General features: G+C 33.2%; 14 protein-coding genes. 12 read left to right on the top strand and 2 right to left on the bottom strand.

The genetic code is table 11. The features are described 5' to 3' along the window. Positions 1-22 precede the first annotated feature (22 nt). A complete protein-coding gene (gene gap / locus B8963_RS08655) occupies positions 23-1024 on the top strand; it encodes a type I glyceraldehyde-3-phosphate dehydrogenase (RefSeq protein WP_084061113.1) in 1002 nt (333 codons plus the stop codon). A 75-nt stretch (positions 1025-1099) separates the two neighbouring features. Then, positions 1100-1951 carry an N-acetylglucosamine kinase gene (locus B8963_RS08650; RefSeq protein WP_084061112.1) on the top strand — a complete coding sequence of 284 codons (852 nt, stop codon included), beginning with the start codon at positions 1100-1102 and terminating at the stop codon, positions 1949-1951. Positions 1952-2022: 71 nt separating this feature from the next. On the opposite strand, the gene B8963_RS08645 is transcribed toward B8963_RS08650, so the two are convergent. Together B8963_RS08645 and B8963_RS08640 are read right to left on the bottom strand one after the other, a co-directional pair. Continuing rightward, on the bottom strand, positions 2023-2403 hold the full coding sequence (locus B8963_RS08645) for a RidA family protein (protein WP_084061111.1): 381 nt from the start codon (positions 2401-2403) through the stop codon (positions 2023-2025). Positions 2404-2509: 106 nt separating this feature from the next. After that, a complete protein-coding gene (locus tag B8963_RS08640; RefSeq protein WP_084061110.1) occupies positions 2510-5254 on the bottom strand; it encodes a putative LPS assembly protein LptD in 2745 nt (914 codons plus the stop codon). Positions 5255-5390: 136 nt separating this feature from the next. Here B8963_RS08640 and B8963_RS08635 point away from each other — a divergent pair, with 136 nt between their 5' ends. The 10 genes from B8963_RS08635 to B8963_RS08590 all read left to right on the top strand — a co-directional run bounded on the left by B8963_RS08635 (position 5391) and on the right by B8963_RS08590 (position 17706). After that, positions 5391-6563 carry an N-acetylmuramoyl-L-alanine amidase family protein gene (locus B8963_RS08635; protein WP_084061109.1) on the top strand — a complete coding sequence of 391 codons (1173 nt, stop codon included), beginning with the start codon at positions 5391-5393 and terminating at the stop codon, positions 6561-6563. 63 nt (positions 6564-6626) lie between these two features. Next, positions 6627-7592 (top strand): MlaD family protein, encoded by a 966-nt coding sequence (locus B8963_RS08630; RefSeq protein WP_084061108.1) that lies wholly within the window; start codon positions 6627-6629, stop codon positions 7590-7592. A 3-nt stretch (positions 7593-7595) separates the two neighbouring features. After that, a complete protein-coding gene (locus B8963_RS08625; protein ID WP_084061107.1) occupies positions 7596-8906 on the top strand; it encodes a 4Fe-4S dicluster domain-containing protein in 1311 nt (436 codons plus the stop codon). Between the two features lie 12 nt (positions 8907-8918). Further along, a complete protein-coding gene (locus tag B8963_RS08620; RefSeq protein ID WP_084061106.1) occupies positions 8919-9710 on the top strand; it encodes a (Fe-S)-binding protein in 792 nt (263 codons plus the stop codon). 11 nt (positions 9711-9721) lie between these two features. Then, complete coding sequence (locus B8963_RS08615; protein WP_084061105.1) at positions 9722-10204, top strand: ABC transporter ATPase; 483 nt, start codon at positions 9722-9724, stop codon at positions 10202-10204. A gap of 109 nt (positions 10205-10313) precedes the next feature. Then, positions 10314-13223 (top strand): serine hydrolase domain-containing protein, encoded by a 2910-nt coding sequence (locus B8963_RS08610; RefSeq protein WP_084061104.1) that lies wholly within the window; start codon positions 10314-10316, stop codon positions 13221-13223. Positions 13224-13370: 147 nt separating this feature from the next. Further along, positions 13371-14513 (top strand): N-acetyl-alpha-D-glucosaminyl L-malate synthase BshA, encoded by a 1143-nt coding sequence (bshA, locus tag B8963_RS08605; protein ID WP_084061103.1) that lies wholly within the window; start codon positions 13371-13373, stop codon positions 14511-14513. 2 nt (positions 14514-14515) lie between these two features. Beyond that, positions 14516-14956 (top strand): hypothetical protein, encoded by a 441-nt coding sequence (locus tag B8963_RS08600; protein WP_084061102.1) that lies wholly within the window; start codon positions 14516-14518, stop codon positions 14954-14956. A 121-nt stretch (positions 14957-15077) separates the two neighbouring features. Continuing rightward, entirely contained in the window at positions 15078-16238 is a 1161-nt protein-coding gene (locus B8963_RS08595; RefSeq protein WP_159447291.1) for an OmpA family protein, read from the top strand. A 106-nt stretch (positions 16239-16344) separates the two neighbouring features. Continuing rightward, entirely contained in the window at positions 16345-17706 is a 1362-nt protein-coding gene (locus tag B8963_RS08590; RefSeq protein WP_317043710.1) for an MBOAT family O-acyltransferase, read from the top strand. Positions 17707-17708: the final 2 nt, after the last annotated feature.

The following is a 17708-nucleotide window of genomic DNA, read 5'->3' as shown; positions in this document are numbered from 1 at the left end:
TAAATAATTTAATAAAAATAAAATGTCAAATTTAAAAATAGGAATTAACGGATTCGGTAGAATAGGTAGATTAGTATTTAGAGCTAGTGTTGCTAGAGAAGGTGTAGATGTTGTTGCAATTAACGATTTGTTAGATGTAGAACATTTAGCATATTTACTAAAATATGATTCTGTTCATGGAAAATTCGATGGTACTGTTGAGGTAAAAGATGGTCATTTAGTAGTTAATGGAAAAACGGTAAGAATTACTGCAGAGAGAGAGCCAAAAAACATTAAATGGGATGCTGCTGGCGCAACTATCGTTGCAGAATGTACTGGAATATTTACAACTTTAGAAACTGCACAGTATCATATAGATGGTGGTGCTAAAAAAGTAGTTATTTCTGCTCCATCTAAAGATGCTCCTATGTTTGTTATGGGTGTTAATCATACAGACGTAAAAGCTTCAGATAATATAGTTTCGAATGCATCTTGTACTACCAACTGTTTAGCGCCATTAGCTAAAGTTTTAAATGATAGTTTTGGTATTGAAGAAGCATTAATGACAACGGTACACGCAACAACAGCTACTCAAATGACAGTAGATGGTCCATCTAGAAAAGACTGGAGAGGTGGTCGTAGTGCTATGTTAAACATTATTCCAGCATCAACTGGTGCTGCAGTGGCAGTAACTAAAGTTATTCCTGCTTTAAAAGGAAAACTTACTGGTATGGCTTTCAGAGTACCAACAGCGGATGTTTCAGTTGTAGATTTAACCGTTAAGTTACAAAAAGAAACTTCTTACGAAGAGATTAAAAAAGCTTTTAAAACTGCTTCTGAAGGAAGTTTAAAAGGTATTTTAGGATATACTGAAGAGGATGTAGTTTCTCAAGATTTTATCGGAGATGCAAGAACTAGTATATTTGATGCTGGTGCAGGAATTGAATTAAATTCAAAATTCTTCAAATTAGTATCTTGGTATGATAACGAATCTGGATTCTCTAATAAAATGTTAGATTTAGTTCAGCACGTTTCTAAATTATAATTTTAAATTTATAATAATCCTGAAAGTAAGTGTAAAATTGCTTATTTTCAGGATTATTTTTACTACCAAATACATATGATATTAATTGTAGATAGTGGCGCAACTAAGTCCGATTGGATTGCTCTAGACAATAAAGGGGAAAGGTTATTTTTAACCCAAACTTTAGGATTAAGCCCTGAAGTTTTAACCAGACCTGTTATTGAAGATAGATTGGCTAACAATTTTGAACTTTCTAAGAACAGCGAAAAAGTAACACATTTGTATTTTTATGGTGCAGGCTGTGGTACGGAGCGTATGCAAAACTTACTAAAAGATATTTTTAAATCTTTTTTTCCAAATGCTATCGCTGAAGTTAGAGAAGATACTTATGCAGCTATTTATGCTACTACAAATATTGGAGATCAGAGTATTGTATGTATTTTAGGAACAGGATCTAATTGTAGTTATTATGATGGAGAAAAATTACATCAAAAAGTAACTTCGTTGGGCTATATTCCTATGGATGATGGAAGCGGTAATTTCTTTGGTCGCAAACTAATACGTGACTACTATTTTAATAAAATACCAAAAGATCTTGCGGAGAAATTCGCAAGTGAATATAATTTAGAGGCAGATGTTATAAAAGAAAATTTATACAAACAGCCTAATCCAAACACGTACCTGGCAACTTTCGCTCGCTTTATTGTAGAAAATAAGGAGCATCTATATTGTAAGGGAGTAATAGATAAAGGTTTTCAGCAATTTATCAATAACTACATTATGCAGTTTGATTTGGCCACTAAAGTGCCAATTTCTTTTGTAGGTAGTATTGCATATTATTTACGTGACGAATTGAAAAAGTCATTAGAACGCAATGATTTAATAGTAGGTATTATTTTACAAAAACCTATTGATGGTTTGGTAAAGTTTCATCAAAAGAGAATGTAATTCTTTCTAAATAAACAAAAAGGCATCTAGTTTTCAAGATGCCTTTTTGTTTTTATAGGTAATTTGAATGCTTATTTTACCGCAATCATTGAGATTTCGACATTAACAAATTTAGGTAAGTTGGCAACTTCTACCGTTTCTCTGGCTGGTGCCGTGTCTGCATCAAAATAGCTGCCATAGACTTCGTTTATTTTGGCAAATTGATGCATGTCTTTAACAAATATGGATGCTTTTACAACATGTTCAAAGGTCATTCCGGCCTCTAATAGAATGGCTTTTAAATTCTCCATGGATTGTTTTGTTTCTTTTTGTATATCACCCTCAACCAATGTATTAGTTTTCGGATCAATAGGGATTTGGCCAGATATATATAGCGTGTTTCCCGTTAACACTGCTTGATTGTACGGTCCAATAGGCGCAGGTGCATTTGGAGTGTTTATTATTTTTTTCATAATAGGAGGTATAAAATTTATTTTATTACTAAGTACTGTAGTTTTTTAGGATAAAAAAATTGTCCATCAACCATCAACCATCGACTATCAACCATTCACCATCAACCTACCTTCTCTGGCTTTGTTTATCCCATTTAAGGTCTTGCAGAATTGAGCTAGAAATACCAATAAAGAAATCCCATCGTTCGTAGGTACCAAATGGAGTCCAATTAAAACGTAAATTAAAACTGCCAAGTTCTCTTTGGAATCTTAACTGAGTTATGGTAAAACCACTATTTGCAAAATCGTATCCAGAAGAAGCACCTACTTTCCATTTAGGGGTAAGCTCTATATTACCAGAAAACATTAAACTATGACTATTAATTGTATTTTGTCTGTTTGGGTTGGAATACCCCACAGTATAGGCTAATCGCAAATCCCAAGGTATTTTATTGGCATAAAATTCGGTTTCCTTTTCTTCTTCAGCGGTATCATTCATATTTGGTCTACCATTGTTCATAAAGTCTGGATCACCAAATAAATCATCAGTTCTACCGCCACTCGCCGCACCATAATCAAACGGATTTTCTTCTTTTTCTATTTCTTTTTCGTCTTTATCTTTTTTCTCAAAATCTTTACTAGAAAAACCATAACTAATATTGGCTCGAGCATTAGTTAATCTAACTAAACTTCCTCCATTGGCTTTATTGAAAGTATTAATTCTGTCTCCATTATTATCAATAGCATATGGATCCATAGTACCGGCAAAGTTTATGGTCATTTTTTTATTGAAAATGGCTGTACCTCCACTAAAACTTATGGGACTTAGTTTTAAAGAATCTGCATTAAAATTATAACTTGTAGATAAGTTAAGGTTATTAAGAATTGATATTTTTTTAGGTTCTGTATCTGTAGAATCTTTTGAGCGTACTTTAGCTTCAAGTGTATTGGCTAATGAAAAACTCATGGAATTGGATCTGTTTAAACTTGGAGCTCCGTTTAGTGTGCCTTCAAAACGGCTATAGCGTTGTAAATTGCCTCCTGAATCATAGGTTAATGCTCCATTACTGTCTAGTAAATTCTCATAGAATTGTTCAAAAGAAGGTGTATAACCGTAGCTAATACTTGGTCGTAAAACATGTCTTAATTTTTGGATCTTTTTATCATCACCAAAATTAAACATCCCGTATATGGTGGTACCTATACTTGCGCTAAAATTGTAATTGTTATAGCGATCAAAACTATTTATTGTGTCAGCTACTGATTCTACCTTTGTAGTGGCATCAGTTTGTCTTGTGTACGTTTGTAAGGTCCAAACATCTTCATAATTACCACCAACAGAAACACTAAAATATTTAGCAATTTTAAAGTTAGTGGTTATGGGTAATCTATGCTTTGCACCAACTTTAGCATTGTCAAACATTCTAGCTGTTAAGAAATCGGTGTCATTAGTTTTTAATGTGTTTGACGCATTTACGTCATATTGAAAGTTAATATTCTGTATGATACCTTTTTTTACACCATCTCTATTCGCAAAAGGATAAATACGCTCCATACTAGCTTGGAACGTTGGCAAAGTCATATCAATATTATCAGTGATTGATGCACTTGTTAATTGCCTATGTGATGCCGTTAAACTCATGTTTACTGAGGGGTATTCTGGAAAAGTTTTAGAATACGAAATAGAAGAGGACAGGGTATTATTTTGCGTATTAGATAAATCCTGAGCTCTTAATGAATTTTGATAGTATTGACTACTCCCTAAGTTTACCGATGCTGAAAATCTTGAGTTTGGATTGGCTTTAGTGTCTTGTGAGTGGTTCCATTGTATGTTGTAACTAGTACTTCGGCTATAGTCATCAAAGCCTTTTTGGCTATTTACAATATTTTGATATTGAAGGTTAAAACCGCCTCTAAATTTATAACGCTTTACATAAACCGATCTGGAATTTAAACCATAACTTCCATTAGTATATAAATCCCCCGTTAGCTCCAAATCTGCATAGTCGCTAATGGGAAGATAGTATCCACCGTTTTGAATAAAATACCCTCTATCCGCTACATTACCAAAAGTTGGAAAAATAATCCCTCCAGATCTTCCTTCGGTCATTGGGAAATAGGCAAAAGGCAAAGCTATTGGTGTTGGAACATCAGCAATGTACAAGTTGCTGAATCCTGCTATAACCTTCTTTTTTGGAACAAATTTGGCTTTATTTACTAAAATGTAATAATCCGGATTTACGGTATCTTTTGCTGTGGTTAATCTACCTTTACTTAAAAAGTAAACTGAGTCATTTTCTTTTTTTGTAATCTGCGCATATACTTTCATGGCATCGCTGCCCAGTGAACCTAATCCGGCTTGTTGTTCGGTTCTAGAATTCCAAATTAAAGCTTTTTGCGTATCAAAATTAAAACGAATAGAATCTGGAATAACCACATTCTCACCTTGTTTAAAAAAAGGTGTTTGCGTATAGTTCCCTAAAGAGTCTTTTAATCTACCCGCATAAACTTCGTTTTTAATATAATCCATTATAATAATACCAGCCTTTAGCTGCGTATCTTGATATTGAATTTCAGCTTCGTTATATAAATAGATTTTTTGATCTTTCTGACTAAGTTTTACATAGTCTTTTGCGGTGTATTTTATCTTATCAAGTAAAAGAGGTTGTTTTTTATTAACAGAATCTATTTTAATAGAATCTACTACGGTAGTATCTTTAATAGCGATGGCAGAAAAATCTTTTGTAGCAACTATAGAGTCTTTGGTTGATTTTATGGGTAAAACTACGACCTTATTTTCTTGTGCAAATAGGCTTGTAATACCACTAAACAGTAGTATTAATAAAAGAAGAAGATGTTTGTTTGATTGCAAGGCTATAAATCCTATTTTTGTAATAGTTTGTCTTGTCTCTATGACGATTTAAATCGAAGCCAAACTTACATATATTTTTTGTTCTGTAGCCGCTACATTACAATAAATTTAACCATTATTACAAATATTATAACATATGAATAAGAAATATTTTTATCTACTACTTGTTTTGTTTGCTCCTTTATCTTTAACATCATTTAGTAGTAATAATATAAATTCTTCAGTGCAAGAGCCTTTTATTGTAGTGCTTGATGCTGGCCATGGTGGTCATGATCCAGGAAATTTGGGGAACGGCTATTTGGAAAAAAATATAGCATTAAAAATTGTTTTAAAGGTTGGCGAGATATTAGAAAAACAACCTAATGTAAAAGTAATTTATACTAGAAAAGAAGACACTTTTGTCGATTTATATAAGCGTGGAGAAATAGCCAACAAGGCAAACGCAAACCTTTTTGTGTCGGTTCATTGCGATTCCCATACCTCAGAGGCACATGGTGCGGGAACTTTTGTTCTAGGGTTGCATGCCAACAAGCAGAATTTTGAAATTGCTAAAAAAGAGAACTCTGCTATATATTTAGAAGATAATTATGAAACTCGGTATGCAGCATATAACATTAACTCTCCTGAGTCCGTTATAGGATTAACTATTATGCAAGAAGAGTTTTTAGATCAGAGTATATTGTTAGCAAAAACAATGCAGGATAATTTTACAACTAACTTAAAAAGAGTTGATCGTAAAGTTAAACAAGCGGGATTCATTGTTTTGCATCAAACATTTATGCCAAGTGTTTTAATAGAAACAGGATTTTTAACGTATAAACCTGAAGGAGAGTATTTAAATTCAGCTAAAGGGCAACAAGAAATGGGTACGGCTATTGCTAATGCCATTATAGATTATAAAAAGAAGCTAAGCTCAAATGTTAGTTCGGAGCCTGTTATAAACACTCCAAAAGAGAAAGTAGTGGTAACAGAAGAGGTGAAAGAAGTAGCACCTAAAATAACCCCTAAAATTGAAGACAAACCTGTAGTTAAAAAAGTAAGCGATAAAGCAGAGATTGTTTTTAAAGTGCAAATTTTTGCTAGTGGTAATAGTATGTCTGTTGCCGCCAAAAACTTTAAAGGACTAAATAATATTTCTAAAGAAGGGTATAAAAACTTATATAGATATTTGTATGGTAGTACTGAGTCTTACGATTATGCTAATAAATTAAAAGAAGATGCAGAAAGAAAAGGCTATAAAGATGCCTATATTGTGGCCTATAAAAACGGCGAGAGAATATCTGTTGAAGAAGCACTGAAATCCAATTAAGGAATTGTACGTCGTCTTCAAAAAAATATTTCTAATTTTGTTAAGAACCCTAAATTCATTCAATTGAAAATATCAAGAGAAATTAAAACAGGAATAATTGTAGTTGGTGGTATTCTATTATTTATAATGGGATTCAGTTACTTAAAATCAACATCTATCTTCGATAATAGCAAGGTATTTTATGTAGTTTATGATAACGTAGGAGGATTACAACCTGGAACACCAGTATCCATAAATGGTTATACTGTTGGTAACGTTAACAATATTAAATTTAAGGATAATTCAGGTAAATTATTAGTTACTTTTTCGGTTAATAATGAATTTGAATTTTCTAATCAAAGCAAAGCAGAATTATACGATACGGGAATAATCGGAGGAAAAGGAATACAAATAATTCCTATGTTTGATGGTTCTCCAATGGCAAAATCTGGAGATACTTTAATTTCTTCTGTTAAACCAGGTTTAACAGATTTGGTTCAGAAAAATCTAGCTCCTTTACAAAGTAAAATTGAGGGAGCAGTTACTAATGCGGATTCTCTTATGATTAATGTGAATCAAATTTTAGATACCAAAACAAAAAGAGACCTTAGAGAAAGTATAAGTGGTTTAAATGTGCTTGTTAAAAGTTTTCAAGGAAGTGCAAATAATTTAAATGCACTTTTAGCTGATAATAAAGGGGAGTTAGATACAGCAGTACAAAATATTGCCAATATAACTTCAAACTTTTCTAAACTTTCAGATTCTATATCGCAAGCTGGTTTGGTGGATACTATGAAGAATTTAGAATCTACTATAGCTAGTTTAGATGCTATGTTGGCAAAAATAGAACAAGGTAATGGTACCATGGGTAAATTAATGACGGATGATGAATTGTATACTAATTTATCCAACTCAACAAGAGAGTTAGATTTGCTATTACAAGATTTCAGATTAAACCCTAAGCGCTATTTAAACGTTTCTGTATTTGGTAAAAAGCAAATAGATTATGAAGTGCCCGAAAATGATCCAGCCAAAACTATTCAAGATTAAATTATGCAGTACATTCCACAAATTATATTTACCCTTATTCTTATAGCAGGTGTTGGTTATTTTGCATCTAATGTTAAAAAATTATTCCGGAATATTAAATTAGGAAAGGCTATTGATGTAAGTGATAACAAACCGCAACGTTGGATGAATATGGCAAAAATTGCCTTGGGCCAGACGAAAATGGTCGTTAGGCCAATTGCAGGATTTCTTCACATTATAGTCTATGTTGGTTTTATTATTATCAATATTGAAGTATTAGAAATTGTTATCGACGGAATTTTTGGCACGCATAGAATTGGGCTTTCGGTTTTAAATGAATCTGTTTACGGATTTTTAATAGGCTCTTTTGAAATTTTGGCGGTGCTTGTTTTAATCGCTGTTTTTGCTTTTTGGATTCGTAGAAATATCATTAAAATTAAACGTTTCTTAAGTTCAGAAATGACTGGATGGCCAAAGAATGATGGAAACATAATTTTGTACTTTGAAGTAGTATTAATGTGTCTTTTCTTATTTATGAATGCCACAGACACTTCATTCCAGAATTTAGACTCTGGTAATGTTGTAAGTCAGTTTATAGCACCATTTTTTGATGGAATGTCTGAAAACAGCTTGCATATGATGGAACGTACGGCATGGTGGTTGCACATTGTTGGTATTTTAGTGTTTTTAAATTATTTATATTTCTCAAAACACTTACATATACTGTTGGCTTTTCCAAATACCTATTATGGTAAATTAAGACCAAAGGGTCAATTTTTAAATAATGAAGCAGTAACAAAAGAAGTAAAACTAATGATGGATCCTTCAGCAGATCCATTTGCAGCACCAGCAGAAGATGCGCCTGTACCAGAGAAATTTGGAGCATCAGATGTTACAGATTTAAACTGGGTTCAATTACTGAACGCTTACACTTGTACGGAGTGCGGACGTTGTACAAGTGAATGTCCTGCGAATTTAACGGGTAAAAAACTTTCTCCACGTAAAATCATGATGGATACTCGTGATAGGCTTGTAGAAGTTGGAAAAAATATTGATGCTAATAAAGGAACTTTCGTTCCAGATGGCAAACAATTACTAGGAGATTATATTACTAACGAAGAGTTATGGGCTTGCACCTCTTGTAACGCTTGTGTAGAGGCTTGTCCTGTAAGTATTGATCCATTGTCTATAATTATGGATATGCGTCAGTATTTAGTAATGGAGCAGTCTGCAGCACCATCAGATTTAAATAACATGATGGGGAATATTGAAAACAACGGTGCGCCTTGGCCTTTTAATCAACAAGACAGATTAAACTGGGCTAACGAATCATAAGAAATTTAGCATATGAATACGAATATAAATGTGCCAACAATGGCATCTCTTTTTTCAGAAGGTAAACAACCCGAAGTACTTTTTTGGGTGGGTTGTGCTGGTAGTTTTGATGATAGAGCAAAAAAGATTACAAAGGCTTTTGTTAAAATACTTAATAAGGCAAATGTAAGTTTTGCGGTATTAGGTACAGAAGAAAGTTGTACGGGAGATCCTGCAAAAAGATCAGGGAATGAATTTTTATTCCAAATGCAGGCAGTTACTAATATTGAAGTTCTTAATGCCTACGAAGTAAAAAAAGTAGTAACGGCATGTCCACATTGCTTTAATACATTAAAGAATGAATATCCTAGCCTAGGTGGTACATATGAAGTTGTGCATCATACACAATTTTTAAAACAATTATTGGAAGAAGGGCGTATTACCATGGAAGGTGGCAAATTTAAAGGTAAACGTATTACTTTTCATGATCCATGTTATCTAGGTAGAGCAAATGATGTGTATGAAGCACCAAGAGATTTAATTAGAAAGTTAGACGCGGAACTTGTGGAAATGAAGAGTTGTAAAACTCGTGGTTTATGTTGTGGTGCTGGAGGAGCTCAAATGTTTAAAGAACCAGAAAAAGGAAACAAAGACATTAATATTGAGCGTACAGAGCAAGCTTTAGAAACAAAGCCGGACATTATAGCGGCTGGTTGCCCTTTCTGTAACACGATGATGACCGATGGTGTTAAGAATAAAGAAAAAGAAGCAAGTGTTGCAGTAATGGATATCGCTGAGTTAATCGCTTCAGCGGACGATCTTTAATAATATAAAACATGTTAGTAGATTTTAAAGACTTACCAGATTCTTCTAGAATTTGGATTTATCAATCTAACCGTAGTTTTTCGGAAGTGGAACTAGTGGAAATTCGTGCTGCATTAGATCAGTTTTTAAGCGAATGGACTGCGCATGGTAGCGACCTAAATGCAGGTTACGAAATACCTTATAATAGATTTATAGTTATCGCATTGGATCAGAGCATAGCAGGAGCTACAGGCTGTTCTATTGATGCATCTGTAAGGTTTATACAATCTTTAGAGCAAAAATATGCTGTAGATTTGTTGGATAAGATGAATGTATCTTATAAACAAGGAGAATTTGTAGCCTATAAAACATTGTTAGATTTTAAGAAAATGGCTAAAGACAAATCTGTTTCTAAAAAAACAATTGTTTTTAATAACCTAGTTACTAATAAAGAAGAGTACCTAAACCATTGGGAAATACCTGCAGAAGAAAGCTGGCATAATAGATTTATGTAATAAGTAAAACTATTAATTACGTCGTAAAACCCTAATTTTATTATAAACAATCGATAAAATGCAATAAAAGGCATTATTTTTGGTTGACTATTTTTCAGACGTATAATTTATGATTAAACAATCTTTCCTAATTTTATGTATTAGTGCTGTTTCATTTGCCTTTGGGCAAAAAAATCCACTAGTGGTAAAAGATAGTCTTGCACAGAAGCAATGGGTAGACGCAACCTACCAATCCATGTCATTAGACGAAAAAATAGGGCAACTATTCATGGTTAGCGTAGCTTCAAATCAGAATAAAACAGCAACAGATAAAATAAAGCAGCTTATTGCAGACCAAAAAATTGGTGGTGTTATTTTTTCTAACGGCGGGCCAGTGCAACAGGCAGAATTAACCAATACCTACCAAAAATCGGCTAAAACACCGTTACTTATTGCGATGGATGCGGAATGGGGTTTAGCCATGCGATTAGACTCTACCTATGCCTTTCCTTGGAACATGACCCTTGGAGCTATTAAAGACAGTACAATCGTAGAGAAAATAGGAAAGCAAATTGGGAAGCACGCTAAAAGGCTTGGTGTTCATATAAATTTTGCTCCCGATGTAGATATCAATACAAATCCGCAAAATCCAATTATTGGGAACCGGTCATTTGGTGAGGATCGAGAAAATGTTGCTAGAAATGGTATTGCTTATATGAAAGGATTAGAAAGCGAAAGCATACTTTCTAGTGCTAAACACTTTCCTGGGCATGGCGATACTGAAAAAGATTCGCATAAAACCTTACCACAAATTCCTTACAAAAAAGAAAGACTGGATTCCATTGAAATGTATCCTTTTAAAAAATTAATCAATGCGGGGGTAAGTTCTGTAATGGTTGCTCATTTAAGTGTGCCTGGTTTAGAAATGCAATCAAAAATACCATCCTCTTTATCGGAGCAAATTATTTCAGGTATTTTAAAAGAAAAACTAAAATTTAAAGGACTAATTTTTACTGATGCCTTAAACATGAGTGGGGTAGGCGAATCTAAAAAGCCTGGTGATGTTGAATTAGCTGCTTTTACAGCCGGTAATGATATTTTACTAATGCCTAAAGATGTGGAAACTGCAAAGGCGAGATTAGTAAAAGCTTATGAAAGTGGTAAAATATCTGAAAACCGACTAGCGCTTTCTGTAAAGAAAATTTTAATGGCAAAATACAAAGTAGGGCTTCAAAATTATAGCCCTATCGATGTTAAAAACCTTTATAATGATTTGAATAGCTTGGAGAATGATTTGATTTATGAAGAAGCCATAGAAAACGCCATAACTGTCGCGAAAAATGAGTTTGATTTAGTGCCTTTAAAAAAGCTTGAAAATAAAAAAATCGCTTATGTACATATGGGCGATGATGATGGAGATATTTTTTATAAAGCATTAAAAGAATACACTAATGTTACTAAAGTAGATCTCACCGAAATTTCTTCATTTACCAAAAGTATTGCAGCGTATAATGTTATCATTGTAGGGCATCATAAAAGTAATGAAAGCCCCTGGAAATCGTATAAGTATTCCAGCGAAGAAATTGCATCATTAAAAGAGATTTCTAAGTTAAGAACATCAAATTTAATTTTGGCCGAGTTTGCAAAACCCTACGCACTATTAGATTTGGATTTACAAGGAGTTAATTCAGTAGTAATCGGATATCAAAATAGTAAAATAGCTCAGGAGAAAGTGGCTGAAGTTATTTTTGGTGCCATCGGTGCAAACGGATTATTACCAGTAACAGCAAATCCCGACTTGCCGGTTAATAAAAGCATTAAAATAGATTCGCTGTTAAGACTAGGTTATAGTTTTCCTGAACGTGTAGGTGTAAATTCTAGTAAACTAGCTTTGGTGGATAAATTGGTGCAAAACGGAATAGATTCACTGATGTTCCCTGGAGCTCAAGTGTTGGTAGCAAGAAAAGGAAAAGTTATTTATAGTAAATCTTTCGGCAAACCCACGTACGATTCAAAAGAATTCTTGACTAATGATTATATTTTTGATCTCGCTTCATTGACCAAAATACTATCTACATTACCACTTCTTATGAAGATGGAGGAGCAAGGTAAATTATCTTTAAATCAGACTTTTAAAGAACTAATACCAGCCTATGAAAACACAGATCTTAAAAATGTCACGGTGCTTAAGGCGCTATCACATTACGGTAGGCTACCTGCTTGGATTGCTTTTTACACCAGTACTTTAGATAAAAATAGAAAGCCATCGGGAGAATTTTATAGAGACAAGCCATTACCTGGCTATTCTATAAAAGTAACGGATAAATTATATTTAACAGACGCTTATAAAGACTCAATTTACAATAGAATAGGAAGACAAGAACTAAAATCTAATCGCTATAGATATAGTGATATTGGTTACTTTGTGTTCCATAAATATATTGAAGATTCTTATGGCGACGGACAAGATAAATTAGCAGACAGACTAATTTATAAACCATTAGGAGCCAATAATACCACCTATAATCCTTTAGATAAATTTCCGAAAGATATTATAGTTCCTTCTGAGGAAGATAATTATTATCGGTATGAACGTGTTCAAGGCTATGTTCATGATATGGGAGCGGCGATGCAAGGTGGAGTAGGTGGGCATGCGGGATTATTTAGCAATGCTAATGATATTGCTAAAATAATGCAAATGTATCTTCAAGGAGGAGTGTACGGTGGAGAGCGCATTATTAGTTCTAGAACGGTAAAGAAGTTCAACACTTGTTATTTTTGTAAAGAAGATGTTAGGAGAGGTGTAGGTTTTGATAAGCCAGATGCAAGATCAGGAGCTCCAACTTGTGGTTGTGTTTCACCCAAAAGTTTTGGGCATAGTGGCTTTACGGGAACGTATACTTGGGCAGATCCGGATGAGGAATTAGTTTATGTATTTTTGTCTAATAGAACTTATCCATCGGCAACCAATAACTTGTTAATTAAATCGAGTTTAAGAACCAGAATTCAGAAAGCAATTTATAATGCAATCGAAAATTAAATACTAGCTTTAACTGTAATTTTGCCCATTGTTTTTCGACCTATTAATTTTACTTAAAAATAGTAATCGTAGCTTTTTATTTTTGGAACATGTTCTAATTAAGAAATAGAAAATTACATCTGATAATTATAAATAAAAAGAGTACAGATGAAAATTGCCATTGTTTGTTATCCAACATTTGGAGGTAGTGGAGTAGTAGCCACAGAATTAGGTATTGCTCTAGCCAATAGAGGACATGAAGTACATTTTGTAACCTATAAACAACCAGTACGATTAGAGTTGTTGAGTAACAACATTTATTTTCATGAAGTGCATGTGCCAGAATACGCTTTGTTTCATTATCAGCCCTATGAATTGGCATTGTCAAGTAAATTGGTAGATACTGTAAAATTGCATGGGATAGATTTATTGCATGTACACTATGCCATCCCTCATGCATATGCAGGTTATATGGCTAAAAAAATGCTGCAAGAAGACGGTATTTTTATTCCTATGATTACCACTCTACATGGAACAGACATAACCTTAGTTGGTAAACATCCGTTTTATAAGCCAGCGGTAACTTTTAGTATCAACAAATCGGATATTGTTACATCGGTATCCCAAAATTTAAAAGACGCTACACTTGATCTTTTTACTATTGAAAATGATATAGAAGTAATCCCTAATTTTATAGATGTAACCAATTACGATAATACTTTTACCGATTGTCAACGATCACTAATGGCAAAAGATAATGAGCGTATCATTACGCATATTAGTAACTTCAGAAAGGTAAAACGAATACCAGATGTTATTAAGATATTCCATAAAATTCAGAAAAAAATTCCTGCAAAATTAGTGATGGTTGGAGAAGGACCTGAAAAAGAAAAAGCAGAATTACTTTGTGAGGAATTAGGAATTGCAGATAAGGTTATTTTTTTAGGAAACAGTAACCAAATAGATAAAATACTTTGTTTCTCTGATTTATTTTTATTGCCATCAGAAACAGAAAGTTTTGGTTTGGCTGCGTTGGAGGCAATGATTAATAAAACACCAGTAGTTTCAAGTAATGCAGGGGGTATACCAGAGGTCAATATACAAGGTGTTACAGGTTATTTAAGTAATGTTGGAGCAATAGACGAAATGGCTAAAAATGCCATTCAAATTCTCGAAGATGATGAGGTTTTAAATACGTTCAAGGAAAGGGCATTTGAAAATGCAAAAAGATTTGATATTAAAAATATCCTCCCAATTTACGAAGCTGTTTACGAAAGAGCTCTTCAATTTCGATTTAAAAATATACACTAAAAATGAAGTATTTTGTTTTGTTATTATTTTTAGTTTCATGTAATGCACAAAAAAAAACCGTAGCTTATAGCACTAAAGATAATGGTAAAGCTCCATTAGAATTGTTGCTTCGCGATAATTATAGTGGTTTAAAAACACCTCAAATTTTAGTAATCAAAGAACCTAATACACTTCGTGATTTTTATTCCCAAATTAATAAAACAAGAAAGCCAGGCCTCGCAATTCCAAATGTAGATTTTAATTCAGAGACGGTAATTATATATAGTCTGGGTGAGCAATTTAATGCTGAAGCACCTAGCTTGCAAATACAAAGTAGTACAAGTACATCTGTAAACATAACTATTCTAGACAGTATTATAGCAGAGGATAGTGGAGCTATTACAAGTCCGTTTTGTGTTTATAAGCTTAAGAGTAACACTAGTAATTTACTTTTTCTTAAATAATTAATCTTTAAGGTATTAAAAATACCTCATATCGAATATTCATACACTTTAAGGTAGTTTCTTTGAAGGGGATGATGTGCTGTAGTACTTTTATGGTTCATTATCCCCCAAACTTATGTGTATGAGTACTTTTAAAACAATCTGTATTGTTATTCTTTTTATGAATTTTACTGGTCTAGTTGCCCAGGAAATTCCTGTGTTAACAACTAAAGATTCGGTACTAACAAAGTATTGGACTCTTGGTTTAGGTTATAATATTGTAGATGATACTGCGACTCCGTTTGGGAGTAGATTATTTAATGCCAAAGAAACTTGGAATTCTGTTCCTTTTCCATCATCCTTAAGTATTGCTCGATATTTTAAAAGCGGTTTGGAGACAAAACTGGTGGCCTCATATAATCGTTATAAAGTAGGAAAATTAATTGACGGTCAAATTAATACAACCGAGCGCAAGTATTATGCTTTAGATGGGATGATAAGTTATGATATTAATAAAATTGTAGGCGAAACTGGCTGGTTTGATCCATTTATTCAGGCAGGTGCAGGGTATAGTGATATAGGAAATTTAGGTAGAACTACAGCTAATGTTGGTTTTGGGTTTAATACATGGTTTAATGATCATTGGGGATTAAATTTCAATACCATGGCAAAATATGGTATTAAAAAGGGCACAACAAGACAAGTGCAACATACTGCCGGAATAGCCTATAGATTTGGAATAGAAAAAGAATTAACGGACCAAGGAGCTGAAAAACTAGCTTTAATTGAAGCGCTTAATTTAAGGCAACAACAAGTTCAAGATTCTATAGCTAAAGCTTTGATTTTGGCGCAACAACTTGCTTTTGAGAAAGAACAAAAGCGAATAGCTGAATTACGTAAGACAAAAGAAGATAGTTTGGCACAGCAAAAACTAGAATTGCAACAACAAATTAATTCCATATCAAATGTATATTTTGACTTAAATTCTTCATATTTGACACCGAGTGCTAAGAATATTTTATCGAAATTAGCAGCTATATTAAAGTCTAATCCTACCATGATTATAGAAATAGCTTCGCATACTGATTCCAGAGGCACAAAAGCGTATAATACATGGTTGTCAGAACGCCGCGTAAATAGAGTAATCGAATTTTTAGAGAAAAATGGTGTTGGTCACAATCAATTAAAAGGCAAAGCCTACGGAGAGGAGCAGCTTGTTAATGATTGCGATGATCATCATATCTGTACTGAGGAAAAGCACAAAGAGAATAGAAGATCCGAATTTATATTAATTAACCAATAAATTAAAAACGCAAATGTTATTTAACTCAATAAGTTTTGCAATTTTTTTACCAGTGGTATTTATTTTGTACTGGTTTGTTTTAAATAAAAGTTTAAAAATTCAGAATATGCTCGTTCTAGTAGCGAGCTATTTCTTTTATGGTCTATGGGATTGGCGCTTTTTGTTTTTAATATTTGCCAGTACTCTTGTGGATTATTTAGTAGGCATAGCAATAGATAATAATAACGAGAACCTCAAAAGAAAAAAAGCATGGCTTTGGGTTAGTGTAATTTTTAATATTGGACTTCTAGGCTTTTTCAAGTATTACAACTTTTTTGCCGACTCTTTTATTGACATGTTTCAACTTTTTGGGTATAATATAACAAGTACTTGGACCTTAAATATTATACTTCCAGTTGGTATTTCATTCTATACTTTTCAGACGATGTCTTATTCTTTAGACATTTATTACAACAGATTAAAACCATCAAAAGACTTTTTATCCTTTGCGACCTTTGTTGCTTTTTTCCCTCAACTAGTTGCAGGACCAATTGAAAGAGCTACAGATTTATTAGGTCAAATTAGTAGTAAAAGGGTTTTTAGTCAAAACCAGATTATTGAAGGTTTAAAACTTATTTTATGGGGTTTGTTCAAGAAAATGGTAATTGCGGATGCTTTAGCTCCAATGGTAGACGATATTTTTACTAATTACAGTACCTATCCGGCATCTACCTTAATTCTCGGGGTAACTTTATTTAGTTTTCAAGTATACGGAGATTTTAGTGGATATTCAGACATTGCCATTGGAACATCTAAATTATTTGGAATTGAATTAATGTCGAATTTTAAATTTCCAAATTTCTCGAGAAACGTTGCAGAGTATTGGCAACGTTGGCATATTTCATTATCAACCTGGTTTAGGCACTACATTTATATACCATTAGGAGGGTCGCGAGTAAGTAAATTAAAATCAGTACGAAATATTTGTATTATTTTCTTGGTCAGTGGTTTTTGGCATGGTGCTAATTGGACATTTATTTTTTGGGGTGCTTTTCATGCACTTGCCTTTGTTCCGGTATTTTTACTGGGTAGAAATGCTATTTATAAGGATAGCGTTGTTGCGGAGAATTCATTTTTTCCAAGCTTTGTAGAAATAGGTCAATTGCTATTAACTTTTGCCATTGTAACGTTTTCACGTATATTTTTTAGGTCCGAATCGCTTACTGATGCATTTGGTTATATCTCTAGAATAGGATCGGATATGAGTTATGCCCCATACCAACATCCTTTAGGTTATCGAATGACAGATTATTTTATTTTGGTACTATTGTTTGTGCTGTACGAGTTTAGAATGCGAAGAGACGAACGTAGTCCGTTTAAGTTCAAAAATAAATATGTGCGTTTTGCAGCGTATACTTTAGTAATATTCGCTATACTATTATTTTATGATAGTGGTTTTGATAGATCATTTATTTACTTTCAATTTTAATC

The sequence above is a fragment of the Cellulophaga tyrosinoxydans genome (genome assembly GCF_900176415.1).
GTDB classification, from domain to species: domain Bacteria; phylum Bacteroidota; class Bacteroidia; order Flavobacteriales; family Flavobacteriaceae; genus Cellulophaga; species Cellulophaga tyrosinoxydans.
This window is presented reverse-complemented; position numbering and strand designations above follow the sequence as displayed.

What these genes read in the sequence shown, in the direction of transcription:
- gap (WP_084061113.1), top strand. Translation starts at nt 23, where the DNA reads ATGTCAAATTTAAAAATAGGAATTAACGGATTCGGTAGAATAGGTAGA.
- B8963_RS08650 (WP_084061112.1), top strand. Translation starts at nt 1,100, where the DNA reads ATGATATTAATTGTAGATAGTGGCGCAACTAAGTCCGATTGGATTGCT.
- B8963_RS08645 (WP_084061111.1), bottom strand. Translation starts at nt 2,403, where the DNA reads ATGAAAAAAATAATAAACACTCCAAATGCACCTGCGCCTATTGGACCG.
- B8963_RS08635 (WP_084061109.1), top strand. Translation starts at nt 5,391, where the DNA reads ATGAATAAGAAATATTTTTATCTACTACTTGTTTTGTTTGCTCCTTTA.
- B8963_RS08625 (WP_084061107.1), top strand. Translation starts at nt 7,596, where the DNA reads ATGCAGTACATTCCACAAATTATATTTACCCTTATTCTTATAGCAGGT.
- B8963_RS08620 (WP_084061106.1), top strand. Translation starts at nt 8,919, where the DNA reads ATGAATACGAATATAAATGTGCCAACAATGGCATCTCTTTTTTCAGAA.
- B8963_RS08615 (WP_084061105.1), top strand. Translation starts at nt 9,722, where the DNA reads ATGTTAGTAGATTTTAAAGACTTACCAGATTCTTCTAGAATTTGGATT.
- B8963_RS08610 (WP_084061104.1), top strand. Translation starts at nt 10,314, where the DNA reads ATGATTAAACAATCTTTCCTAATTTTATGTATTAGTGCTGTTTCATTT.
- bshA (WP_084061103.1), top strand. Translation starts at nt 13,371, where the DNA reads ATGAAAATTGCCATTGTTTGTTATCCAACATTTGGAGGTAGTGGAGTA.
- B8963_RS08600 (WP_084061102.1), top strand. Translation starts at nt 14,516, where the DNA reads ATGAAGTATTTTGTTTTGTTATTATTTTTAGTTTCATGTAATGCACAA.
- B8963_RS08595 (WP_159447291.1), top strand. Translation starts at nt 15,078, where the DNA reads ATGAGTACTTTTAAAACAATCTGTATTGTTATTCTTTTTATGAATTTT.
- B8963_RS08590 (WP_317043710.1), top strand. Translation starts at nt 16,345, where the DNA reads ATGCTCGTTCTAGTAGCGAGCTATTTCTTTTATGGTCTATGGGATTGG.